At 75.0% G+C, this 23,912-nt stretch carries 20 protein-coding genes; 12 read left to right on the top strand and 8 right to left on the bottom strand.

The features are described from left to right. Positions 1 to 17: 17 nt before the first annotated feature. On the bottom strand, positions 18 to 1,115 hold the full coding sequence (locus tag EKG83_RS24510) for an NAD(P)-dependent alcohol dehydrogenase (protein ID WP_033432445.1): 1,098 nt from the start codon (positions 1,113 to 1,115) through the stop codon (positions 18 to 20). Between the two features lie 285 nt (positions 1,116 to 1,400). Between EKG83_RS24510 and EKG83_RS24515 the strand changes: the two genes are divergently transcribed. Continuing rightward, complete coding sequence (locus tag EKG83_RS24515) at positions 1,401 to 2,849, top strand: acyl-CoA carboxylase subunit beta (RefSeq protein ID WP_248782400.1); 1,449 nt, start codon at positions 1,401 to 1,403, stop codon at positions 2,847 to 2,849. Between the two features lie 285 nt (positions 2,850 to 3,134). Here the strand turns inward: EKG83_RS24515 and EKG83_RS24520 are convergent, their stop codons facing one another. Then, positions 3,135 to 4,616: an MFS transporter gene (locus tag EKG83_RS24520; protein WP_063741374.1), complete on the bottom strand. Its 1,482-nt coding sequence runs from the start codon at positions 4,614 to 4,616 to the stop codon at positions 3,135 to 3,137. A 131-nt stretch (positions 4,617 to 4,747) separates the two neighbouring features. Between EKG83_RS24520 and EKG83_RS24525 the strand changes: the two genes are divergently transcribed. The 3 genes from EKG83_RS24525 (at position 4,748) to EKG83_RS24535 (ending at position 9,751) form a co-directional block, all read left to right on the top strand. Next, complete coding sequence (locus EKG83_RS24525; RefSeq protein WP_063741378.1) at positions 4,748 to 5,353, top strand: TetR/AcrR family transcriptional regulator; 606 nt, start codon at positions 4,748 to 4,750, stop codon at positions 5,351 to 5,353. Between the two features lie 334 nt (positions 5,354 to 5,687). Beyond that, positions 5,688 to 7,268, top strand: coding sequence for a helix-turn-helix domain-containing protein (locus EKG83_RS24530; protein WP_033432443.1), 1,581 nt, complete (start codon positions 5,688 to 5,690; stop codon positions 7,266 to 7,268). 38 nt (positions 7,269 to 7,306) lie between these two features. Beyond that, positions 7,307 to 9,751, top strand: a complete 2,445-nt coding sequence (locus EKG83_RS24535; protein WP_033432442.1) for an ATP-binding protein — start codon at positions 7,307 to 7,309, stop codon at positions 9,749 to 9,751. 110 nt (positions 9,752 to 9,861) lie between these two features. On the opposite strand, the gene EKG83_RS24540 is transcribed toward EKG83_RS24535, so the two are convergent. Beyond that, complete coding sequence (locus EKG83_RS24540; RefSeq protein ID WP_051766252.1) at positions 9,862 to 11,079, bottom strand: cytochrome P450; 1,218 nt, start codon at positions 11,077 to 11,079, stop codon at positions 9,862 to 9,864. A 25-nt stretch (positions 11,080 to 11,104) separates the two neighbouring features. Continuing rightward, positions 11,105 to 11,467, bottom strand: coding sequence for a nuclear transport factor 2 family protein (locus tag EKG83_RS24545; protein WP_033432441.1), 363 nt, complete (start codon positions 11,465 to 11,467; stop codon positions 11,105 to 11,107). A gap of 255 nt (positions 11,468 to 11,722) precedes the next feature. Between EKG83_RS24545 and EKG83_RS24550 the strand changes: the two genes are divergently transcribed. Next, complete coding sequence (locus EKG83_RS24550) at positions 11,723 to 12,238, top strand: pyridoxamine 5'-phosphate oxidase family protein (protein WP_033432440.1); 516 nt, start codon at positions 11,723 to 11,725, stop codon at positions 12,236 to 12,238. A gap of 280 nt (positions 12,239 to 12,518) precedes the next feature. Here EKG83_RS24550 and EKG83_RS24555 read toward each other — a convergent pair whose 3' ends face one another. Then, positions 12,519 to 13,187, bottom strand: coding sequence for an O-methyltransferase (locus tag EKG83_RS24555; protein ID WP_033432439.1), 669 nt, complete (start codon positions 13,185 to 13,187; stop codon positions 12,519 to 12,521). Between the two features lie 69 nt (positions 13,188 to 13,256). Here EKG83_RS24555 and EKG83_RS24560 point away from each other — a divergent pair, with 69 nt between their 5' ends. The 6 genes from EKG83_RS24560 (at position 13,257) to EKG83_RS24585 (ending at position 18,191) form a co-directional block, all read left to right on the top strand. Next, a complete protein-coding gene (locus tag EKG83_RS24560) occupies positions 13,257 to 14,243 on the top strand; it encodes a 3-hydroxyacyl-CoA dehydrogenase family protein (protein WP_170191877.1) in 987 nt (328 codons plus the stop codon). Further along, on the top strand, positions 14,240 to 14,515 hold the full coding sequence (locus EKG83_RS24565) for a phosphopantetheine-binding protein (protein WP_033432437.1): 276 nt from the start codon (positions 14,240 to 14,242) through the stop codon (positions 14,513 to 14,515). The genes EKG83_RS24560 and EKG83_RS24565 overlap by 4 nt, the downstream gene beginning before the upstream one ends. Continuing rightward, positions 14,508 to 15,614 carry an acyl-CoA dehydrogenase family protein gene (locus tag EKG83_RS24570; protein WP_051766250.1) on the top strand — a complete coding sequence of 369 codons (1,107 nt, stop codon included), beginning with the start codon at positions 14,508 to 14,510 and terminating at the stop codon, positions 15,612 to 15,614. The genes EKG83_RS24565 and EKG83_RS24570 overlap by 8 nt, the downstream gene beginning before the upstream one ends. Positions 15,615 to 15,648: 34 nt before the next feature. Next, positions 15,649 to 16,740 carry an HAD-IIIC family phosphatase gene (locus tag EKG83_RS24575; protein WP_033432436.1) on the top strand — a complete coding sequence of 364 codons (1,092 nt, stop codon included), beginning with the start codon at positions 15,649 to 15,651 and terminating at the stop codon, positions 16,738 to 16,740. 60 nt (positions 16,741 to 16,800) lie between these two features. Beyond that, positions 16,801 to 17,583: an SDR family NAD(P)-dependent oxidoreductase gene (locus tag EKG83_RS24580; RefSeq protein WP_033432435.1), complete on the top strand. Its 783-nt coding sequence runs from the start codon at positions 16,801 to 16,803 to the stop codon at positions 17,581 to 17,583. Between the two features lie 131 nt (positions 17,584 to 17,714). Then, the gene (locus tag EKG83_RS24585) at positions 17,715 to 18,191 is read left to right on the top strand and encodes a cupin domain-containing protein (protein ID WP_153278348.1); all 477 of its coding nucleotides are present in this window, start codon (positions 17,715 to 17,717) and stop codon (positions 18,189 to 18,191) included. Between the two features lie 22 nt (positions 18,192 to 18,213). Here EKG83_RS24585 and EKG83_RS24590 read toward each other — a convergent pair whose 3' ends face one another. Next, complete coding sequence (locus EKG83_RS24590; RefSeq protein ID WP_033432433.1) at positions 18,214 to 20,586, bottom strand: ATP-binding protein; 2,373 nt, start codon at positions 20,584 to 20,586, stop codon at positions 18,214 to 18,216. Positions 20,587 to 21,284: 698 nt separating this feature from the next. Continuing rightward, positions 21,285 to 22,106, bottom strand: coding sequence for a bifunctional DNA primase/polymerase (locus EKG83_RS24595; RefSeq protein WP_063741376.1), 822 nt, complete (start codon positions 22,104 to 22,106; stop codon positions 21,285 to 21,287). Between the two features lie 459 nt (positions 22,107 to 22,565). On the opposite strand from EKG83_RS24595, the gene EKG83_RS24600 reads away from it, so the two are divergent. Then, the gene (locus tag EKG83_RS24600; protein WP_033432431.1) at positions 22,566 to 23,102 is read left to right on the top strand and encodes a hypothetical protein; all 537 of its coding nucleotides are present in this window, start codon (positions 22,566 to 22,568) and stop codon (positions 23,100 to 23,102) included. Between the two features lie 200 nt (positions 23,103 to 23,302). Here EKG83_RS24600 and EKG83_RS24605 read toward each other — a convergent pair whose 3' ends face one another. Then, the gene (locus tag EKG83_RS24605; RefSeq protein WP_033432430.1) at positions 23,303 to 23,680 is read right to left on the bottom strand and encodes an ATP-binding protein; all 378 of its coding nucleotides are present in this window, start codon (positions 23,678 to 23,680) and stop codon (positions 23,303 to 23,305) included. Between the last annotated feature and the right edge of the window lie 232 nt (positions 23,681 to 23,912).

Consider the following 23,912-nt stretch of genomic DNA (forward strand, 5'->3'; position numbering starts at 1 on the left):
CGTCCGGGGTAGTCGGGTCAGAAGACGAGGACCGGTTTGACGGTGCGCCCGGCTTCGGAGTCCTCGACGGCCTTGTTGATCTCGTCGAAGGCGTAGCGGCGCACCAGTTCGTCGAACGGGAACCGGCCGGCGAGGTGGAGGTCGAGCAGCCTGGGGATGAGCAGGGCCGGCACGCAGTCGCCCTCGATCACGCCGCGCAGGGTGCGCGTCATGAGCTGGGTCATGTTCACCGCGACCTCGCGCCCGGCGCCGGCCGAGCCCGCGACCACGGCGGTCCCGCCGGCCCGCACGGCGTCGAGGGCGGTCCGGGTGGTGGCGGGCAGCCCCACGGCGTCCACCGCGGCGTCGACACCGCCGCCGGTCGCGGCGACGACCCGGGTGGCCAGGTCGTCGGGGGCCGGGTGCACGTGCGTGGCACCGAGGTGCTCGGCCAGGGCCAGCCGCTCCTCGTTGGGGTCGCTGACCACGACGGTGGTGCAGCCGGCGACGCGGGCGGCCATGACCGCCGACAGGCCGACCGCGCCCGCGCCGAGGACGAGCAGGCTGGAGCCGGCCGAGGGCCGCAGGACTTCGAGCACCGCGCCGGCGCCGGTCTGCACGCCGCAGCCCAGCGGGCCCAGCAGGTCCAGGGGGACGTCGCGGTCGCCGACCGGGACGACGTTGCGCTCGTGGACGACGACGTGCTCCGCGAAGGAGGACTGGCCGAAGAAGTGGCCGTTGAGCTCTTGGCCCGCCGCGTCGCGGTAGGCGGTGCTGCCGTCGGGTCGGCGGCCGCGCAGGTTGAGCGGTCCCCAGGTGGCGCAGTTCATCGGGTGGCCGCCGCGGCAGTTGGCGCACCGGCCGCAGCTCGACGGCGACAGGACGACGCGGTCGCCGACGGCGAGGCCGGTGACCGCGTCGCCGACGGCGGCCACGACCCCGCTGCCCTCGTGCCCGAGGACCACCGGGACGGGCGGCGGCAGCACGCCGTCGCGCACCAGCAGGTCCGTGTGGCACACGCCGACCGCCACCACGCGGACCAGCACCTCGTGCGGGCGCGGTTCACCGACCGCGATGCCCTCGATTTCGAACGCGGTTCCGCGCCCGCGCAGCACAGCGGCCCTCGCCACAATCATCCCGCCCCCAGAAGAAATTGACGCGCACCTTGTCCAGCACACTATTCAGGGCGGGGCCACCGACAACCCCTAGGTAACCTCGATAGTCACCGCCGAGGCGCTGAGCAGCGAAGATGTTGATGCATGGCTTGTTAGGGGTTGATCGCCCAGAACCGCGGTGGCACGTTTTTGCGCGGCGGGACACCCCGGATTCGCCGTTTTCCGGCGTGCCGGGTGGTATATCTGCCACCGGGTTCCGGGCCGAAAGACCTGCCGACCGCCAGCGCCTAGACCCCGGGAGCCACCGTGTCCACAGCGTCCTCGTCCCCGGTGCGGGCGGCCCCGGCCGCCCCCGCCCAGCCCGACGCGCGCGACCCCCTGCTGCGCCTGTCCGCCCTGCTGGACCCGGGCTCGCCGGCCGTGCTGCACGACCCGGACGGCACGGCCGTCACCGCGGCGCGCGGCACCGTCGACGGCCTGCCGGTGGTCGCGTTCTGCACCGACGCCACCCGCAAGGGCGGTGCGCTGGGCATCGCGGAGTGCGTCCGCATCGCGAGGGCGGTCGACGTGGCCAACGCCGAGGGCGTGCCGGTGATCGGCCTCTGGCACTCCGCGGGGGCGAAGCTGTCCGACGGCATCGAGGCGATGCACGGCATCGGCGGGATCTTCGCCTCGATGGTGGCCGCGTCCGGGCGCGTGCCGCAGATCTCGGTCGTGCTCGGGCCCGCCGCCGGCGGCGCCGCCTACGGTCCCGCGCTGACCGACGTGGTGGTCATGGCGCCCGCCGCGCGCGTGTTCATCACCGGCCCGGACGTGGTGCGCAGCGTGACGGGCGAAGAGGTGGACATGCTCGCGCTCGGCGGCCCGGAGGCCCACAGCAGGCGCTCGGGGGTCGCGCACATCGCCGCGGCGTCCGAGGCCGAGGCCCTGCGCACCGCCCGCTCGCTGGCCCTGCTGCTCGCCCGCACGGGCGTCGTCCGGCCCGACGAGGTGGGCGGGGGCGGTGTCGACCCGCGCGCGCTGCTGCCCGCGTCACCGCGGCGCGCCTACGACGTGCGCCCGCTGGTGGCGGCCCTGGTCGACCCGGGCACGGTGGTGGAGCTGCACGGCAGGTGGGCGCCGAACGTGGTGACGTCGCTGGGCCGGGTGGGCGGCGGCACGGTGGGCGTGGTGGCCAACAACCCGCTGCGCAAGGGCGGCTGCCTGGACTCGCCCTCGGCGGAGAAGGCGGCGCGGTTCGTGCGGATGTGCGACGACTTCGGCATCCCCCTGCTGGTGGTGGTCGACGTGCCGGGCTACCTGCCCGGCGCCGCGCAGGAGTGGGGCGGTGTCGTGCGCCGCGGCGCGAAGCTGCTCTACGCGATGGCCGAGGCCCGCGTCCCGCGGGTCACGCTGGTCACCCGCAAGGCGTACGGCGGGGCGTACATCGCGATGAACTCCCGGGCGCTCGGCGCGGGCGCGGTGTTCGCCTGGCCGGACGCGGAGGTCGCGGTGATGGGCGCGGAGTCGGCCGTGGAGGTCCTGCACCGCAAGCTCCTCGCCGCCACCCCGGAGGCCGACCGCGCCGCGCTGCGGGCGCGCCTGGTGGCCGAGCAGGTCGCCCGGGCGGGCGGTGCGGAGCGCGGCCTCGCCCTCGGGCTGATCGACGAGGTCGTGGCGCCGGAGCGCACGCGCCACCGGATCGCCGCCGCGTTCGCGGACCTGCGGGCCCGTGCGCCGCGCCGGCACGGCGGCCACGGCAACGTCCCGCTCTGACGCCGGTGGGCCCGGCGCGGGTCCGGCGTCCCGCGCCGGGCCCGCCGGCGCTCCACCGGCCACGCACCTCAACCGACCACAACCCCCGCGGACGCGTCCGGCTCCACCGCGACGTGCGCCGCGGCCGGAGGAGCCAGGCTCCTCCGGCCGCGGTGGAAGAGGACCTGCCCGCCACTGGGGAGTGCGGGCAGGTCCCCCGCGGTGGCGTGGGCGAGTCGCCCGCCCACGCCGCGGGAGGGCACGAGCCGCTGGGGGGGTGGGACGGCCGGTGCCCCGGTCGGGCGGTCAGGACGTGGCGGGGGCGGGGTCGCCCGCGGGCGCGGTGCGCTTGGTGGACCTGATCACCAGCAGCACGAGCAGGAAGCCCGCCGCGGCGAACAGCGCGCCGCCCACGCAGGCCGCCGCGACCGCGTCGGCCAGGACGGTGCTCGCGCGGGTCGCCTCGTCGAGCCCCGGCGGCGGGGTCGCGTTGCGGATGCTGGTGCCGAAGATGGTGACCAGGATGGCCGTCCCCACCGAGCCGCCGATCATGCCGACGGCCTGGAGGACGCCGGAGGCGGCGCCGGAGTCCTGCGGGGGCACGCTGGCCAGGATGGTGCCGGTGAGGGGCGGGTTGAGCAGGCCGACGCCCGCGCCGAACAGGAGCATCGGTCCGAGGATGGCGCCGGCGTAGCTGGAACCGGCGGACACCGCGGTCAGCCACGCCATGCCCGCGGTGATCATCGCCAGGCCCGTCAGCATGGTCGGCTTGGCGCCCACGGCGGTGACCAGCCTGGGCGTGACCTGGGCGGGCACGATGAACATCAGCACCGCCATGGGCAGGAACGCCAGGCCCGCGCCGAACGGGCTGAGCGCGAGGACTTCCTGGACGAACTGGGTGAGCAGGAAGAACATGCCGAACATGGCGGCGCCGGAGCAGATGAACACCAGGAACCCGCCGCTGCGGTCCCGGTGGGCGAACAGCCCCAGCTTGAGGATGGGCTGCCGGTGCCTGGCCTCGATGGCGACGAACACCGCCAGCAGCAGCACGCCGACCGCGAAGGCGGTGATGGTCAGCGCCTCGGACCACCCGCGTTCCGCCGCGTTGACGAAGCCGTACACCACGGCCGTGGTGCCCAGGGTCGCGGTGAGCGCGCCGCCGACGTCGAAGCGACCGCGCTGGACCTGCGAGGCGGGGATGAACCTCGGCGCGAGCAGGGCGACCACGAGTCCGAAGGGGACGTTGATCAGCAGCACCCAGCGCCAGGAGGCCGCGTCGGTGAGCAGGCCGCCCAGCAGCAGGCCGCCCGCGGTGCCCAGGCCGGAGGCCATCACGAAGATGCCGAGGGCGCGGTTGCGCGCCGACTCCTCGCGGAAGGTGGTGACCACGATCGCCAGGGTGCTCGGGGCCGCCAGCGCACCGCCGATGCCCTGGACCGCGCGGGCCGCCAGGAGCCACCAGGACGACTGCGCCAGACCGCCGAGCAGGGACGCCGCGGTGAACAGCGCCACGCCGATGACCAGCGCCTTGCGGTGCCCGAGGATGTCGCCCATCCGACCGCCGAGCAGCAGCAGGCCGCCGTACGCCAGGGTGTAGGCGTTGAGCACCCAGGACAGGCCGGCCGGGCTGAAGCCCAGGTCCTGCTGGATCCTGGGCAGTGCCATGTTCATGACCGTGATGTCGATGGCGATCATCAACTGTACGGCCAGGATGAGGGTCAGGATCAGGGTGCGGTTGCGCGATCCCGGGTCCGTCGCCGAGCCCGGCCGTGCCGTGCTTTCGGACATGTCGGTCGTCCCCTTCGAGGTGGAGCGTCGCTCCTAGGAGGCCCCGCGGGCAAAAAGCGGAGAAGCCTCTCCGGTCTGACCTCGGTACCATACGGGGAGTACTCGCCGCTTTGCAACCAGGAGGGGTGCCCGTGTCGAAGGGGAACACCTTGCCGCTGGCGTTGCCGGATCGACCGACCCGGTCGGACGCGCGCCGCAACTACGACCGGCTCGTCGAGGCCGCCGACCTGGCGTTCACCGAACACGGCACCGATGCCTCGTTCGACGAGATCGCCAAGCGCGCCGGGGTGGGTTCCGGGACGCTGTACCGGCACTTCCCGACCCGCGAGGCGCTGATGCGCGCGGTGTTCGCCGAGCGGATCAACAAGGTGTGCGCGCAGGGCGAGGAGCTGCTGGCGACCGACGACCCGCTGCACGCGCTCACCTCGTGGCTGCGCCAGCTGATCGACCTCACCATGCGCAGGGGGTTGGCGACCGCGCTGGTGGCGCGGGAGAAGACCTCCACCTCCGAGCTGTTCCACGCCTGCCACGAGGCGCTGCGGGTGACCGCGCGGCCCCTGCTGGCCCGCGCCCAGCTCGACGGCGGCATCCGCCCCGACCTCGCGCTGACCGACCTGCTGCTGCTGTGCCACGCGATCGCCTCGTCCGTCGAGCGCTCCCGCGAGGGCGCCGAGCAGGCCAACCGGCTCCTCGACCTCGTGCTGGAGGGCCTGCGCACGAGACCGGCGCGGTCGTGACCCCCGAGAGCCACCGCGCACGCCCACCCGGACCGCCCCGCGCCCGCGGGCGGTCCGCACCTCCGCCGCGGACGAGGCGGTCCCACGTCCGGGGCCGCCAGCGGGACGCCGCCCAGCAAGACGACCTGAATGGACCACGGACCTCATGGACGACCCACTGAGCCGGGCTCGTGACCTGTGTCTTCCTGAGAAAACTCGACCGTCCGCCGACGCCGGTCCGCTCACGGCCAGTCGCGACCGGGGCGCCGGGAACGCCCCACCGCCGCTCCCCGGGCAGCCCGGGGCGAAGGACCGCGACCGGTCCGCCCGCGGGGACCGGGACGCCCGCGACGCGGTGTACGACTCGCTCACCCCGCACGAGCAGGAGGTCTACCGGCGGGTCTCGATCTTCACCGGCGCGTTCGACCTCCAGGCGGCCGCGGTGGTCAGCTCCGGTGACGACCTGGGCGCGGACTCCGCGTTCGAGGTGCTGTCGGCGCTGCACCAGCAGGGCCTGGTCGAGCGCGCCCCCGGCGACGGCGAGCAGCGCCGGTTCCGGCTGAGCAGGGCCGGTTCGGCCCACAGCCGGGCGCTGCTCAACGCGGCGGGCGAGACGGCGGCGACGCACCGCGGGCTGGTGTCGTGGCTGTGGCGGCACGCCGAGGTGCTGGGCGGCAGCTACCACCTGCCGGAGCGGGAGCGGCGCTGGTTCGCCGACCGGCTGCCCTACCTCGACCTCGCGGTCGAGTGGACCTGGGCGCACGCCCGTGACGACAGCCGGCACGACCTGCTCGCGGTGGTGCTGGCCTGCCTGCGCGCCCAGCAGGACCGGCTGGAGGAGAGCAGGCGGCTGCTCGACCGGGCGCTGACCCGCGACGCCGCGTCCCGGCACCGCGGCGACCTGCTCACCCACGGCCTGTGGATCTTCGCCTTCGGCGCCGGGGAGCTCGGCGGGGCCGACCTGGTCCGGGCCGCCCGCCGGGCGGTGCTGACCGCGCGCGCGAGCGGCGGCACCCTCGCGCTGATCCGGGCGCTCAACACGCTGGCGGGCGCCCACGTGCTCGCCGACGACCTGTGGAGCGGCCTGCGGTGCATGGACGAGTCGATGCGGCTGGTCCGCGACATCGACGACCACCTCACCTTCGTGGTGTGCTCGCGGCTGCGCGCCTGGGTGCTGATGGGCGTGGGCGAGCACGCCGAGGCCGCGCGGGTCATGGCGGCCACCTCCGTGCTGCTGATCGAGCACGAGGAGCCGCGCCAGTTCGCGATCCACATGTTCGTCGCGGGCGTGCTCGCGCAGGACATGAGCGAGATCGACGCCGCCGAGGAGCGGCTGCTGACCTCCGTCGCGCGGATGCCGGCCGGCGACCCGACCGTGCTGTACCCGATCGAGGGGCTGGCCCTGGTGGAGCTGCGCCGCGGCCACCCGCGCGAGTGCCTGACCCTGCTCACGGCCACCGCCGCCCTGCGCGCCCGCGGGCGCACCCCGGTCGCCCCGTGGTGGCTGCGGATGCTGGCGGAGGCCCGGGGCGCCGCGGTGGCGCAGCTGCGCGACGTGGAGCTGCCCGAGGTCGTCGTGACGGGCGAGGCGGCCCTGCCGCAGCTGGTGGCGGCGGTGCTCGACCGGACGGCCGTGCCCCGGCGCCCCGCCTCCTCGGAGCTGACCGGCCGCGAGCACGAGGTGGCGATGCTCGCCGCCGAGGGGATGGGCACCCGGCAGATCGCCGCGCGCCTGCACATCGCGGAGAGCACGGTCTCCTCGCACCTCAAGCGGGTCTACACGAAGCTGGGCATCCACTCGCGCGCCCAGCTGGCCGCCTGGGTCGCGGTGAACCACCCCGAGGCGGCCGTGCCCGTCCGCCGCCCCGGCGCGGGTGCCCGCAGCGGGCCGGGCTACCGCGGCACCTCCGCGTGGGGCTCGGTGCCGGGGTTGTGAACCGCTGATCGCCACCACCGGAAGGAGACCGGTCCCACGTGTCGCAACCCGCGGTGTACTGCGTCGTGTGCTCCACCCGCTTCGCCGCGGGACCGGGTACGGCCGCCAGGGCGGGCGCCGTGCCCCGGTACTGCTCGGCCGCCTGCCGGCAACGCGCCTACCGCAGGCGGCTGGCCGAGCGCCGGGCACCGCCGCACCCGGTGCCCCTCGGGGCGCGCCCCGCCCCGTCGCTGCCCGTGCACCTGGACGGGTTCGTCGGCAGGGCCGCGGAGCTGCGGCACCTGCGCACCCTCGTGCACCGGCCGCTGGTGACCCTGGTCGGCCCGCCGGGCGTGGGCAAGAGCAGGCTGGCCGCGCGGTTCGCGGAGCTGGAGGTGCGCTCACACCCGGGCGGCGTGCACTGGGCGCACCTCGACCCGGCCGCCGGCGCGGCGGACGTGCTGGCCGAGGTGGCGCGCGCGGCGGGGTGCCCGGGCGCCGACGAGGAGGCCCTGGCCGCCGAGCTGGCCGCGCGGCGGGGCCACTGCCTGCTGGTGCTCGACGACGGCGACGCCGTGGTCGACGAGTGCGCGGCCCTGGTGCGCCGGCTGCTCGCGGCGGCGCCGCCGCTGCGCGTGCTCGTGGCGTGCCGGGAGTCGCTGCGGGTGCCGGGCGAGCTGGTGGTGTCCCTCGGTCCGCTGTCGCTGCCGGGGCCCGGTGACGACACCGACCAGCGGGCGCTGCTGCGCGCCGACGCGGTCCAGCTGTTCGTGGAGCGCGCCTCGGCCTACCACCCGGAGTTCGCGCTCAACGACGGCAACGGCCGGGCCGTGGCCGCGCTGTGCCGGGAGGTCGCCGGCCTGCCGCTGCTGATCGAGCTGGCCGCGCGCCGGGTCGGCATCCTGCCCGCCGTCGACCTGCTCGCCCGGCTGCACAGCCCCAGCCGGGTGCTGACCGTGGGCAGCCGCACGGCCGGTCGGCGGCACAGCGGGTTCCGCGCCGCGTTCGAGGTGAGCACCCGCGCGCTCGACCCGGACGAGCTGGCCGCGTTCCGCAGGCTGTCGGTGCTCTCGGGTCGTTTCGACCTCGACAGCGCCGCGGCGGTCTGCGAGGGCGGTCCCGCCGAGCGGCACGGCACCCTGGACGTGCTGTCGCGGCTGCAGGCCAAGTCGCTGCTCGTCGCGGGCGGGGGCACCGCGGACGACCTGCCGCTGCGCCAGCTCACCCCCGTGCGGCGGTACGCGATGGAGCTGCTGGAGGAGGCGGGTGAGCTGGAGCAGACCTGGGACCGGCTGGTGGCGTGGCTGGTGGAACGGGTCCAGCCGGTGTTCGGCGCCGTGGTGACGCCCTACCCGGTGGTCCGGTGGCTGGCGGGCCTGCACGGGTGCGTGCTGGGCGCGGCGGAGTGGACCGCCCTGCGGCACGACCCGCGCACGGCGGTGCTGGCGGTGGCCCTGGCGCGGACCCGCCAGGTGCTGGGCACCAGCCCGCGGGCCGACCACGTGGCCAACGACGCGCTGCGCGGCTCGGCGCCGCCGCGGGTGCGCGCGCTGCTGCTGGCGGAGATGGCCGTGGCCAAGCGGGTGGCGGGCAACCTCAACGAGGCGGTCTCGCTGGCGACGCAGGCGGTGTCGCCGGCGGCGCGGGCGGAGTCGGGCGAGGACGCCGCGGTGCGCGCCCAGGCGCTGCTGGTGCTGGCGACGTGCCTGCGCGACCGCGACGACCTGGGCGGCGCCGCGGCCCGCGGCGAGTCGGCCCTGGAGCTGGCGGAGTCGCACGGGCAGCCGGCCGGTGTGGCGCACTGCCTGACGGAGCTGGCGGTCACCAGGCTGCTGGCGCGGTCCCCGACCGAGGCGGCCGCGCTCGTCGGGCGGGCCCTGGCCGTGGTGGACGAGGTGGACCCGCTCACGGCCACCGGGGCGCTGTGCACGGCGGCGGACGTCGCCCTGGCCTGGGAGGAGCTGGACGTGGCCGAGGAGCACGCCGTCGCGGCCGTGCGCCGGTCGCCGCCGGTGGCCGCGGTCCTGCACCGCGGCGTGGCCAGGCTGGCCGCGGTGGCGCTGCGCCGCGGTGACGCCGACCGCGGCCTGCGGCTGGCCGCGTCGGCCCGCGCGCTGCGGGAGCGCGTGCCCGGTCTGGACCGGTCGCCGCTGGACAAGCGGGTCGACGAGGTGGTGGGGCGGGCCCCGGCCCGGCACGACCTGGCCCTGGTCAAGGCGGTCGACGTGGTGGCGCGCCGCCTCTCGGTGGAGCAGGTCCGCGACCACGCCCTGGGCGGTGCGTGGCTGTCCGCCGGGCCGGACCAGCCCGCGGGCTCGATGTTCTCGGCGCGGCAGCGCACGATCGCCCTGCTGGTGGCGGAGGGGTTGACCAACTCCCAGATCGCCAACCGGATCGGGGTGTCGGCGCGGACGGTCGCGGGTCAGCTGGCGCGCCTGCGGGCGGGTCTGGAGCTCCAGTCGCGGGCGCAGGTGGCCGCGTGGGCCCGCACGGCGCTGCTGTAGGCGGGTGCCCGGGCAGGGGCGGGGCCGATCCGTCGGGGCCGGTCCGTCGGGGCGGTGCGCGCGCAGCGCGCCCGGCCTGGTGGCAGGCCGGGCGCGCGGGCGGGCGGGACCTACCAGGTCACCGGGAACTCGTCGAAGGACCGGGCCAGGTAGCCGCCCTTCCACTCCAGCGAGTCCAGCGGCACGGCGGCCCGGAGCGTGGGGAAGCGGCGGAACAGGGTCTCGAAGGCGATCCGCATCTGGGTCCGGGCCAGGCCGGCGCCGGGGCAGAAGTGGGTGCCGTACCCGAAGGTGACGTGCGGGTTGGGCGAGCGGGTGATGTCGAGCCGCTCGGGGTCGTCGAAGACCTCGTCGTCGTAGTTCGCGGCGACCCGGGAGGGCAGCACGGGCTCGCCCGCGCGGACCAGGGTGCCGCTGATCTCGACGTCCTCCTTGGCGTAGCGGGAGAAGATGGCCGCCTCGTCGTTGTAGGCGTAGCGCAGCAGCTCGTCCACCGCGGTCCTGGCCAGCTCCGGGTTCCTGACGATCTTGTCGTACTGCTCGGGGAAGGACATCAGCACGTAGGTGCCGTAGGAGATCTGGTTGGCCGTGCTGCCGTGGCCGGTGGCGAGCAGGAACATGCCGAGCCCGACGATCTCCTCCTCGGTGATGTCGTCGTCGGCCTCGTAGGCGGCGGCGAGGTCGCTGATCATGTCCTCGCGCGGGTTCTTGATCCGGTCCCTGACCATCTCCGCGACGTACGCGTGCTGCTTGGCCAGGTAGTCCTGGATCTGCTCCACCGGCATGGAGGTGGTGGCGATCATGGCCTTGGACCACTCGGTGAACAGCGGCCGGTCCTCGACCGGGACGCCGAGGATCATGGCGATCACGGTGGCGGGCAGCGGGGTGCCGAACGCGGTCACCAGGTTCGCGGGCGGGCCGGCGTCCTCCATGGCGTCGAGCAGCCCGTCGCAGATCTCCTGGATCCGCGGTTTCCACTGGGCCACCCGCCGCTCGGTGAAGCCGCGGGCCACGACCTTGCGCAGGCGGGCGTGCTCGGGGTGGTCCATCCGCATGATGCCGATGTCGGGCATCTCCACGAACACGCGGGGTTCGTCGCTCGCGTGCGCCATCGCCCGGCTGAACCGGGGGTCGCCCATGACGAACTTGAAGTCCGAGTGCCTGGTGGTGAACCAGGCTTCCTCGCCGTAGGGCATCCGGGCCCGGCACACCGGCCTGGTCCTGCGCAGCTCGGCGTAGACCGGGTTCAGCCTGGGCGGGCCGTCCTCGTCCAGGGGGTAGTTGATCGGCTCGGTGATCTCGGAGCCGGCAGGTTCGACGTCGACCACGGGGGGCACCTCTCCCTCGAACGGCTCAGGCTTTGCGGAACACGTCTTTGACGAGGATCTTCCCGTCGCGGAGGGTGAACAGGTCGATGCCGCGGTCCACGACCTCGCCGTCCGCCTTGCGCAGCGACCACTCCACGACCGCCTTGTCGGGGTCGGTGAGGAAGACGGGTTCCTCGAAAACGCCGTCCATGCCCTGGGCGCGCACGGTCCGCGCCATCTCGTCCAGCTGGACCAGCAGGTCGCGGATCTCGGTCTTGGTGTAGGTCCGGCCCGGCTCGGGGCCTTCCGAGGCGAGCCACACCGCGTCGTCGGCGAAGCAGGCCCAGGCGCCGTCGACGTCTCCTTTTGCTCCCGATTCGAAAAACTGGTGAATGACACTCTTCGCCATGCGATCGCCGCTCCTCGAAACGTCGAATCCGGAACCCGGGACATCGGTCCGCGGGCCCTGGCGAGAAGGCTATTGCATGCCGCGGGGGCGACAACCCCTAGGAAACCTCAGGTGCCGCGTGGGCGGCGAAATGAGGACTGTTAGGGGTAGCCACGGTCCGGCCCGGCGCTAGCGTGGGCCGGGAAAAGACGGGACATCCGCAAGCACTTCGCCCGCCGACACAGCTCGGCCCGACCGTTAAGGACAGCGAAGCCGATGACGGCATCCGACGTCGTGACAAGCCCGACCCCGGTCACCGAACCGGCTTGGATCTTCAGCTACACCGCGACAGGTCCGTCGCTGGACTGGTCGTGGGCCGACGAGCGCCTGAGCGGGGCGCGGAACTTCTGGCTGGCGGTGCCCGGCCCGGACGGCATGCCGGTGTGCCGCCCGATGTGGGGGTTCTGGACCAACGGCACCTTCTGGTTCTCCACGGTCAACCGGATGACCGAGCACCTGCAGGAGGACGGCCGGGCGATCCTGCACACCGAGAGCGGTGACGAGGTGGTCATCGTCGAGGGGCGGGTCGAGCGGCTGTTCGGCAAGGAGAACCTGCAGGTGATCGCCGACGGCTACCTCGCCAAGTACAGCCACCGGACCGTCGCCACCGACGAGGGGGTGTTCACCCCGCAGGGCTACGGCGGCCCGGGGTACCGGCTGACGCCGAAGAAGGTGCTCGGCTGGGAGGCGCCGCGGTTCGGCACCGCGACCAGGTGGACCTTCCCGGCCTGAGGGGCGGGGACCGGGCGCGGCGGGGTGGACGGGCTTCCCGTCCACCCCGTCGCGCCCGGTCGGGTCTGCACCGGCGGGTCGGGGCGCCTGCCTGCGGGTCGGCCCCCGGCGGGCAGGTTTGAACTCTGCCGGCAGGTCGGGCGTGTGGCGGCGGGTCGGGCGTTCACTTGCGGGCCGGGGGTCTGCCGGCGGGTCGGGCGTCTGCAGCGGGCCGGGCGTGTGCCGGCGGGCCGGGCAGCAGGTCGGGCTTCCACCTGCGGGTCGGGTATGTGCCTGCGGGTCAGGCGTCGACGAGGCGGGCCAGGGTGACGCCGTCGGCCAGGGGCAGCAGCACCGGCTCGACCCGGGGGTCGGTGGCGATGAAGGCGTTGAGCTCCCGGATGGCGACCGTGTCGGGGTCCTGGGCGGCCGGTTCGAGGACGCGCCCGAAGAGCAGGGTGTTGTCGATGACGACGAGTCCGCCGGGCCGGACCAGGTCGAGGGCGTGCTCGTAGTACACGCGGTAGTTGGCCTTGTCCGCGTCGATGAACGCGAGGTCGAACGACGCGGGCCCGCGCTCGGCGCGCAGCTCCCGCAGGGTGTCGGCGGCCGGTCCGAGGCGCAGGTCGATGCGGTCGGCCACCCCGGCCCGCTCCCAGTGCGGCCTGCCGATCCGCGGCCACTTCTCGACCACGTCGCAGGTGGTCACCCGGCCGCCCGCGGGCACCGCGCGGGCCAGGCACAGGGTGCTGTAGCCGGTGAAGGTGCCCACTTCGAGCACCGACCGGGCGCCGGTCGCGGCCACCAGCAGGGCGAGCAGCTGCCCTTCCTCGGCCATGACCTGCATCGCCGCGCCCGCGGGCAGCGCGGCGGTTTCCTCCCTCAATTCCCGGAGCACCGGGTCGTCCCGCAGGGAAACCTCCCGAATGTAGTCGAGCAGCCCTGGGGAAAGTTCCACCTGATTGGCCATGGCGCGAGGGTATCCGGCCCGCTCCCCCGTTCCCAAGATGGCGCCGGGTCAATAGCGGAAGAACAGGGGATGGGGTTTGTCAGGGGTCATGCCGCGCACCGGCCGGCGCTATCGTCGGCGGCACCGGGAGCACTCGTGCCCGGGGATTCCGGGGCGGCTGCGGAATCGGCACGCCAATCGCGCGGAGGTTCAGTGACCCACCACGGGAGTCATCGCCTGGCCGTACTGGGCGCAGGCGTCATGGGCACCAACATCGCCACCACCGCGATCGGGCACGGGGTGCCCGTGGTCCTCGTGGACGTCGACGACGCCACGCTGGAGCGGGCCCGAACCGCGATCGACCGGCAGGTGCGGCACGGTCAGCTGCTCGGCGCGCTGCCGCGGGGGGCCGCCCGGGGCGGGTTGACCACGACGACCGCGATCGGCGGGGTCTCGGGCTGTTCGGCGGTGATCGAGGCGGTGACCGAGTCGCCGGAGGTCAAGCGGGCCGTGCTGGGCGAGGCGTCGGCGGCGGTGGCGCCGGGCACGCCCGTGGTCTCCAACACCTCCGGCATCCCGATCGGCGAGATGGCCGGGTGGGTGTCGCGGGGCGAGGAGCTGGTGGGCGCGCACTTCATGAACCCCACCTACCTGATCAGGACGGTCGAGGTGGTGCGCGGCCCGCGCACCTCGGACCGGACGCTCGCCGCGGCGGTCGACGTGCTCGCCGCGCTCGAACGCGAGGCGATCGTGGTGCGCGACTCCCCCGGGTTCGTCACCAGCCGGCTGCTCCACCCGATGATCAACGCGGCGAGCCGGCTGGTCGGCCAGGGCGTCGCGGACGCGGAGTCGGTGGACGCGCTCATGCAGAACTGCCTGGGCCACCCGGCGGGTCCGCTGCGGACGGCCGACCTGATCGGCATCGACAACCTGGTCGACTCGCTCACCGTGCTGCACCGGCGCACCGGCGACGAGGGCTGCCGGCCCAGCGAGGTGCTGCTGGCCAAGGTGCGGGCGGGCGAGCTGGGCCGCAAGTCCGGACGGGGTTTCTACGACTACGGAAAGGCGCTGTCGTGACCATTGACCAGACCGCCGGGGCGACCGCGGTCACCGGTGACGGTGTGCGGGAGGTCCTGCTCGACCACCTGGAGGCCCGGATCAAGGTCCGGGTGGCGGCCGACCACGACCTGCTGGCCACCGGCCTGGTGACCTCGATGTTCGCCATGGAGCTGATCGTCTACCTGGAGCAGTCCTTCGGGGTGGAGGTCGTGGGCGACGACCTGCGGATGGACAACTTCCGGTCCGTCGACTCGATGACCGGGCTCGTGCTGCGGCTGCGCGGTGCGTGAGCCGGACGCCGACGGGCGGGCGTTGGTCGACGCCCTCGTCGGGGACCGGGCGCGGGCGTGGGACCTCGCGGGCGAGCTGCCCGGGGAGGTCCTGCGCGAGCTGGGTGCGCAGGGCCTGCTGTGCGCGCAGGTGGGTCCCGAGCACGGCGGGCCGGGCGCGACCAGCCTGGCCAACGGCGAGTTCACCGCGCACGTGGGCTCCCGGTGCAGCTCGCTGCGCAGCGTGATGACCTCGCAGGGCATGGCGGCGTGGACGATCGAGCGCTTCGGCGACGAGGGGCAGCGGCGGACCTGGCTGCCGGCGCTGACCGGCGGGCAGCTGGCCGCGGTGGCCATGAGCGAGGCCGGGGCGGGCAGCGACCTGTCGGCGATGGGCACGGTGATCGAGCGCGACGGGGACGAGGTCGTCGTCACCGGGCGGAAGAAGTGGATCACCGCGGCGGCCTACGCCGACCTCGTGGCGGTCTTCGGCCGGTACGGCGACGGCGCCGCCGTGGTGGTGGTGCCCACGACGGCGCCGGGTGTCCGCGTCGAGCGGGTGCCCGACCCGCTGGGCTGCCGGGCCGCCGGGCACGCCGACGTGGTGCTGGACGGGGTGCGGCTGGACGCGGGCGCGGTGCTGCGCGGGGCCGGGAACCCGGTGTCGCTGCTGGTGACCGCGGCGCTGGCCTACGGGCGGTTCTCCGTGGCGTGGGGTTGCGTCGGCATCCTGCGCGCCTGCCTGGAGGCGGCGGTGGCGCACGCCCGGTCGCGCGAGCAGTTCGGCCGGCCGATCGCCGGGCACCAGTTGGTGGCCGGGCACCTGGCCGAGCTGTACGCGGCCGAGCAGGTCGCCACCCGCGCCTGCGAGCACGCCAGCCGCTGCTGGGACGCGGGGTCGCCGGAGGTGGTGGTGGCCACCGTGCTGGCCAAGCACGTCGGCGCGGAGCACGCCGCGCGCGGCGCCGCCTCGGCCGTGCAGGTGCTGGCCTCCGCCGGCGCCTCGGACGGCCACGTGGTGGCGCGCGCGTACCGGGACGCGAAGCTGATGGAGATCATCGAGGGCAGCAGCGAGATCTGCCGACTGATCCTGGCCGACCACGCCGGTCGCGGGCGATGAGCCCCCGGGTGGCGGCCGAACGGGGGGATGGACCGTGACCGACCGACCGACGCCGGTGAAGTGCCTGGTGTGGGACCTGGACAACACGCTCTGGCGCGGCACCCTGCTGGAGGACGGGCGGGTCGACCTGGTCGAGGGCGTCCGCGAGGTCGTCCTGGCCCTGGACGCCCGCGGCGTCCTGCAGTCCGTGGCCAGCAGGAACGACCACGACCTGGCGTGGGCGAAGCTGGAGGAGCTGGGCCTGGCGGAGTACTTCGTGCTGCCGCACATCAACTGGGGCCGCAAGTCGGACTCGGTGCTGGCGGTGGCCGAGAGGCTGCGGTTCGCGCAGGACACCATCGCCTTCGTCGACGACCAGCCGGCCGAACGCGCCGAGGTCGCCTCGCGCGCGCCCGCGGTGCGGTGCTACCGGGCCGAGGACGCGCTGTCGCTGCCGGACCGGCCCGAGTTCAGCCCCGCCGCGGTCACCGCGGACTCGCGGCGGCGGCGGGAGATGTACCAGGCAGGTTTCCGCCGCGAGGCCGCGCAGGAGGCGTTCACCGGCCCGGACGCCGAGTTCCTGCGCTCGCTGCGGCTGTGGATGCGCATCGAGCGGGCCGACGGGGAGCGGTTGTCGCGCGTGTCGGAGCTGACGCTGCGCACCAGCCAGATGAACGCCACGGGGGTGTACTACTCCGACGCCGACCTGCGGGCCCTGGTGGCCGACCCGCGGCACGAGGTGCTGGTGGTCGGCATGGGCGACCGGTTCGGCCCCCACGGCGCGGTGGGCGTGGTGCTGCTGGAGGTCGGGGCCGGGTACTGGCACCTGAAGCTGCTGGCCACCTCCTGCCGGGTGGTGTCCTTCGGCGCGGGCGGGACGGTCCTGGCCTGGCTGGGCGACCAGGCCGCCCTGGCGGGTGTCCACCTGGTCGCGGACTTCCGCCGCACCGCGCGCAACCGGGTGATGGAGGTGGCCTACCGCTTCGCCGGGTACACCGGGGAGTCCTGCGCCTGCCTGGCGGCCGTCGCACCGGCCGCGGTGGAGGGGGTCGAGCGGCTGCACCTGGTGCCGGCGCGGTGGCAACCGCCCGACACGATCACCCTGACCGCGCCGCCGCTGGCGGTCGAGCGCTCCGCGGTCGGCTGAGCCCCGGTCCGGCGGTGCGGTGGTCGGGCGGGTGCGGCGGGTGGCGGCTAGGGTCGCCGGGTGGACGTGGCGGTGGTGACGGGGGCGGCGCGCGGGTTCGGGCTGGAGATCGCGCGGCGGTTGCGGGGGCGCGGGTTCTCGGTGCTGCTGACCGATGTCGACGACGCGGTGGTGCCGGTGGCGGAGGGCCTGGGCGGGCACGGGGTGGTGGCCGACGTGCGGGACCCGGCGGCGCACCGGGAGGTCGCCGCGCGGGCCGCGGCGCTGGGGCGGCTGGTGCTGTGGGTGAACAACGCGGGCGTGCTGGCGACGGGGCCCGCGTGGGAGCACGACGACGCCGCGGTGCGGCGGTTGGTCGAGGTCAACGTGCTGGGCGTGGTGCACGGCAGCCGGGTGGCGGTGGAGGCGATGCGCGGGCACGGGGGCACGGTGCTCAACGTGTCGTCGATGTCGGCGCTGGGGCCGGTGCCGGGGTTGGCGGTGTACGCGGCGTGCAAGGCGGCGGTGCTGAACTTCGGGTTGAGCCTGGAGGGCGACCTGCGGCGGGAGGGGGTGCCGGTGCGGGTGCTCACGTGCTGCCCGGACGCGGCGGACACCGACATGGTGCGCGGGGTCCGGTCCGACCCGGACTCGGCGATCCTGTTCTCCTCGGCGGGCGGGCTGCTGTCGGCGGCGCGGGTGGCGGAGCGGGCCGTGGGGATGCTGGACGGGCGGCGGCTGGTGCGGGCGCTGCCGGCGCACCGGGCGGTGATGGCCCGGGCGGGTGCGGTGCTGCCGTCGGTGGGGTTGCGGGCGATCGCGGTGCTGCGCCGGCTGGGCGAGCGGCGCCGCGCCGGGCGGTGACCGGCGGACCGGAAGGCACGCGTCACCCGATCGGCGGACGTGAACCGGGCCGCTCATGGACGCGGCGTCACCGGGCACCCCGGTGGCGGCACCCGGTGGTGTCCTCTCCCGACAGCACGGAGGTGATCCGCGTGAGCAGGCACGACACGACGGGGCGGCGGCAGTTCCACGTCGACGTCGCCGGGGAACCGGCCCGCGCGCAGGGCGTGCGGCGACAGGTGCCGGTCCGCGCCCTGCACTCCGAAGTGGCCCCGGTGCGGCAACTGGGCGCCGGCGTGGTGCGCATGCCGGCCGGGCACCACACCAAGCCGCACGTCCACCCCCGGTCCGAGATCGTCGTCCACGTGTGCAGCGGCGTGGCGGCCTCGCTGTGCGGGCCCGAGCTGCGGCCCGTGCCGCACCGGCCCGGCTCGGTGGTGTGGATGCCGCCGGGGCTCCCGCACGTCGCGGTCAACCTCGACGACACCGACGACCTCGTCGCCTTCGAGGTCCGCGCCGACCCCACGTTCGAGCGGGACACCACCCTGTGCCCCGACCTCGACCGGCCGGCCGAGGAGCGGGTCCGCCGACTCCGGCACGACCACCCCGCCGCCGGGCGGCACCGCTGAGCACCCGCCGCCGGGCGGCGGGTCAGCGGGCGAGCTTGGCGCGGATGGCGTCGACCCGCTCGGCCGGTCCGACGCGTTCGAGCAGGTCGGCCGCTCGCCGCCAGGTGTGCCGGGCGGCGTCGAGGTCGCCCGCGGCGGCGACGACGTCGCCGAGCTGGTCGAGGGTCAGGCCCTCCTCGGGCCGGTTGCCGGTCTCCCGGTACAACCGGGCCGCCTCCTGGTAGAAGGCGCGGGCCTGGTCGTGGTCGCGCAGCTGGTGGTAGGCGTGGCCGAGGCTGTCGAGGGTGTCGGCGGCGCCGTCGCGGTCGCCCAGGCCCAGTTGCAGGGCGAGGGCCTCGCGGCAGTGGTCGACGGCCTCGCGGTGGCGCCCCTGCCGGCCGAGCGTCCAGCCGATGCTGTTGAGCGCCTTGGCCTGCCCGGCGCGGTGGTCGGCGGCCCGGTAGTCGTCCAGGGCCGACCGGGCGTGGCGCAGGGCCTCGGCGTGGCGGCCGGCGTGGTCGCAGACCTCGGCGAGGTTGAGCCGGGTGTGGGCCTGGCCGACCCGGTCGTCGAGGTCGGCGTAGCGCTCCAGGGCCTGCCGGAGCTGGTCGAGGGCCTCGTCCTCGCGGTCGAGCCGCAGGTAGGCGCGGGCCACGCCGCGGTGGGCCTGGGCCTGGTCGCGGCGGTCGCCGCCGCGCCGGGCGGCGCGCAGCGCGGTCTCCTCGGCGGCGACCCAGTCGGGCCAGTACCCGGCGCGGTAGAGGTAGGCCGACAGCGCCCGGGCCAGGCGGTGCACGTGCGCCTCGAAGCCGGGGTGCTCGCGGGCGAGCAGCGCCAGCAGCACCCGGCGCTCGGCGGCGAACCAGGCCAGGGCCCCTTCGGTGTCGGCCGGCTGTTCCGGGGCGGAGCCGGGCGCGGGTTCGGGCAGGTCGAGCGCCGCCCGGTAGGGGTCGAGCAGGCGGGAGGCGCGGTCGGCGGTGCGCAGGTAGTGGTCGAGCAGCCGGTGGGTGGCCGCCGCGCGGCCCTCGGCCCCGTCCTGGTCCTCGGCCAGTTCCTCGGCGTAGGCGCGGAGCAGGTCGTGGCAGGCGAAGCGGCCGGGCCGGTGCTCGGTGAGCAGGTGCGCGTCGGCCAGCTCGCGCAGCAGCCGGCGCGCCTCGCGGGTCCCGGTGGCGGCCAGGCCGGCCGCGGCGGCGGTGCCGACGTCGGGACCGGGGTGGTGGCCCAGCAGCCGGAACAGGCGGGCGGTGGCGGGGTCGAGGGCGCGGTAGGACCAGGAGAACACCGTCCGCACGTCCACCGCCCGGTCGGTGCCGGCGAAGGCGTCCAGGCCGCGGCCCGCGGTGAGCTCGGCGGCCAGGTCCGCCAGCGGGAAGTCGGGGTGGCAGGCGGCGCGGGCGGCCACGATCGCCAGCCCCAGGGGCAACCCGGCGCAGGCCGCGGTGATCCGGTCCGCGGCGTCGGGTTCGGCGTGCACGCGGTGCGGCCCGACGCGGTCGGCGAGCACGGTGCGGGCCTCGGCCGGGGTCAGCGGGTCCAGGCGCAGCGGGTGGGCACCCTCGACGGCGACCAGGCCGGCCAGCCGGTCGCGGCTGGTGACCAGGACCAGGCAGCCCGCCGAACCGGGCAGCAGGGGGCGGACCTGCTCGGCGTCGCGCGCGTCGTCCAGCAGCACCAGCACCCGCCGACCGGCGAGCAGGCTGCGGTACAGGCCGGTCTGCCCGTCGAGGGTCGTGGGCACCTCCGGCGGTGGCACGGCGAAGGCGTCGAGCAGGACGCGCACCGCCTCGGTCGGCGTCAGCGGCGCGCCGGGGCCGTAGCCGCGCAGGTTGACGTAGAGGTGGCCGTCGGGGAAGCGGTCCGCGGCGCGGCGGGCCCAGTGCAGCGCCAGGGCGGTCTTGCCGATGCCGGCCGTGCCGCCCAGCGCCGAGACCACCACCGTGCCGCCCGGCGCGCCGACCTGCTCGGCGACGCGGTCCAGCACGGCGAGTTCGGCCTGCCGCCCGGCGAAGTGGCGCGGCGCGGCGGGCAACTGCCTGGGCACCGCGGCGGGGACGTGCCGCTCCAGCCCGGCGCGGGCGGAGGCCGCCAGCCGGCCCGCGGCGTTGGCGCCGTCGACCGCGCGCAGCATCCGCAGGTGCCGATCGGCCCAGCGGTCCGGGTCGGCCACCTCCGGGGGCAGCGGCGCGCCGAGCTGCCCGGCGTGGGCGGCGCAGGCGGTGACGAACGAGGCGACGAACTCCCACTCCGGCAGCGAGCGGGCGTTGAGCTTGTCGCTGATGGTGGAGCGCGGCAGCGGGTGGTCCAGGTCGGCGGTCAACGCCGCCAGCCGGTTGAGCGACGGGTCCCCCGCGAGCCTGCGCAGCCGCTTGAGCTCGTCGACGAACCGGGTGATCGCCGTGCGACCGGCTTCGGTCATCGCCCGTGCCTCTCCGCTCGGCCGGGGGCATCCCCGGACAGCCCGGACACCGCGGCCAATCTACCGCCGGCACGCTGCACCGTCCGGCGTCTCAACCGGTTCGCCGTCCGGGATCCGGCCGTCCGGCGCCGGCGCCCGGCACGGTTTCCGGCGGATCGACCGGACAGGCGGGAGGCACGGCATGGGGCGTGGGAAGTCACCGCGGGTAGCGACCCCGACGGGGCCGGCCGTGGTGCCGGCGGCCGGGGCGGTCACCGCGACCGGCGGGGTGTCCGGCGGTTCCCCGACGGATTCGCAGGCGGATTCGCGGGCGGTCGACCGGGGACCTCGGCGTCGCCCCGCGTGGTCACGCCGCGGGCCACCGCGCGACCGGGGGGATCAGCCGGGACCGCGGTGCACGGCGTGGAGAGCCGGATCGCGCTGACCACCACGGCGGCGCCGTCCACCACGTCGGGCAGTTCGGGCGCGCCGGGGAACGGGGCGGCCGCCGAGGACTGGCGGCCCCGGGCGCACGTCATCCGCTCGAACCGAGGGGCCTGGGGGTGGGGGCGTTCCGGACCGCCGTCCGGAACGCCCCCTTCGGTCAGGCGAGGAAGGGCAGGGCGGAACCGATGGAGGCGTCTTGCCGCAGGACGGTGTCGGGATTCACCCGCCCATTGTGCAGCCTTTTACCTGCATGTTGTCGACCGAATTTCCCCTCAGCGCAACACCCTCGGACGACGACGCCCCAACGCGATGCCGTTGTCGACGTGGTGCAGGGCCTCGCGCTCGCTCCACCCCTCCACACCGTTGTGCCCCGAAGCCGCGCCGAGCAGCAGGTCGACCGCCGTGCGCTCGTCCAACCACCCCGCACCCACCAACTCACCCACCCGACAGGCGGCCGTGAACACCACGTGCGCGCGAACCCCGGGACGAGCCCCGCGCACCCGGTCCAGCTCACCGGCCAACACCGCATCGCGATAAGCACCGACCCGACGTGGCGACGGGCGCTGGACCGGAACGACGAGATCCTCGGGCGGCGGCGGGGCCAGCAACTCGACCAACCACCCCGGCACCGGCGCCACGGGCAGGTCGCGCAACACCCGGTAGCGACCCCGCCCCACCCGGGAACCGGCCGCCACCACATAACCACCGACACCCCGCGTGTCGACCTGCGGGGCGATCCTGCCCACCGTATTGCCCAACGGCACCTCCGGCGCCACGAAATACCGGTGCTCTCCCCCACCCGCCGTCGCCACGGTGTAGGTGTCACGAGGATCCTCCGCACCGTGCTGCCACGCCCGCCGGGCGAACGCCTCACGCCCGTGCGGCAGGTCCAGGTCCACCACCAGCAGACCGGCCGCACCACAGGAAATCCCGATGTTCCAGGGCCGGCGGGCCCACCACGCCCGAACGCGGTCACGGTCCGTGGTGGCCTCGTGGTCCCACCCCCGCAGCGCCGGAACCTTCTCGTGCGGCCGCAACGGGAACACCGGCCACCCGCGCGCCGCCGCGTCCAACGCCTCCCGGTACCTGGTCATGCCATCCCCCATCGACTCGGCGGCGGGGGAAGCACCGCACCACCCAGTGTGCACGAACGAACCACCCCACGACACCGCCACCAGGAGGTGGAACGCCACACCACCCCGGCCCCGGGCTCGGACAACACGGAACGGGGCCCACATGACGCGCAAGACCCCCCGCGGCGGCACGCGCGTTCGTCGTGGCCTCGGCCCGGCACCTGTTCACCGACGACACCCTGCGCACCCACCCCACCACCGCCCCGGCGCACACCTCGCCGTCCTGGAGACCGACGTGTCCCCGACCAGGCTGTTCACCCTGCCGGGACTCCGGATGACCAGCGCACCACGAGTGGCCTTCAAGCACGAGATCGCCGCGTACGCACTACGCGTCGCCACGTAACCCGCAGTTCATCCTTTCGGGGTGTGGCGACGCCGTCCGCCACGGACGGCATCCACCCTGTGGCACCGTGAACGACGATGGTCACGGCACAAGGCGACCTGGTCGCGCGGTACGCACGCAGGCTGCGGCTGTTCGACGCCAACGCCGACGGGATCGTGCGCCGACGCGACGTGCTGGCCGCCGCCGAACGACTGGTCCACCGCTTCCGCCTCGACCCCGGCGCCATCGGCGCCGAACGCGTCCGATCCGCCTACGAAGTGCTCTCACTGGTGCTCGTCGCCGACTTCGGCGACCCCGCGCGCGACGAGGTCACCGGCACCGGCTTCGCCACGGCACTCGCCGCCGACCCCCGACGCACGGCCGAACTGGGACGGCGCATCGCCCACGCCGACGCACTGGCCGTGCGCGAGTGCCTGCGCGGCATCGGCACGCAGGTCAAGGCCGAGCAGGTGGCCGAGGTCGTGATCGCCCTCGGCGCCCACCCGGGCGACCTCCCGGTCATCCAGCAGGCCCTCGAACACGACGGCACCCCGCTGCCCCTCGACGCGACCGAGCGGCTGTTCACCGCCTACTTCACCGGGTCCGGCGACCCGCGCCTGTACGGGCGGCTGTAGCCGAGGAGCCCCTGCCCGGGTGCGGGACCAGGCGGTCCCGCACAATGGTCCACAAAGGACTCGATCGTCCTGGCTGTTCTTCTTCGCCGACACCGACACGCCGTAGAGTGTTGCTTTCAGGCAACACTGAAGTGATTAAGAGGGCTGAATACCCAAAATCGGGTGCGACACCGCCTGAGCAGCGGTTTCAGGGAGGTGCTTCAGCTCTCGAAGAGGATTTCCGCCCACACGGTCGTGTTGCGTCCCTGCGACTCCACGCCCCAGCGCTCGGACAGCGCGTCGACCAGCAGCAGTCCCCCGGCGGGCCACCACGGCCCCGGCCCGTGCAGGGCGCGGTCGGACACGCTGACCACCAGGGCCTCGTGCCAGTGGTCCAGGACCAGCTCGATGACGTAGGGCGGCGAGCCGTGCCGCCGGGCGTTGTCGAACAGCTCCCCCACCACGACGCCGATCAGCAGCACGTCCGGCGCGGGCCACCCGTCGACCCGCCCGTGCAGCCACGAGGCGACGTCGGCGACCGAGCCGGCGTCGTCGTCCTCGACGACCAGCACGACGGTGTTGTTGTTGCCGGCGGTCACGGCTCACACCCGACCGCGGCGGGCGGGCGGACGGGGAACGGGTGTCGGGGCGGCGGCGAGGACACGTACGAGCCTCCCACGCCGGCGCCGGAACGCACCTGATGATCACCTGAAGATCGCTTCGCCGCCGCGGCACCGCGTCGTGGACGGTGGGCGTGCGAGGGGCCTAATCTGCCGATCATGCGCCGCACGGGGAGCGGCGCACCGGGGGGACGATCACTGGGGGAACGGT

Origin of the sequence: Saccharothrix syringae (genome assembly GCF_009498035.1) — a bacterium.
Taxonomy (GTDB): Bacteria; Actinomycetota; Actinomycetes; order Mycobacteriales; family Pseudonocardiaceae; genus Actinosynnema; species Actinosynnema syringae.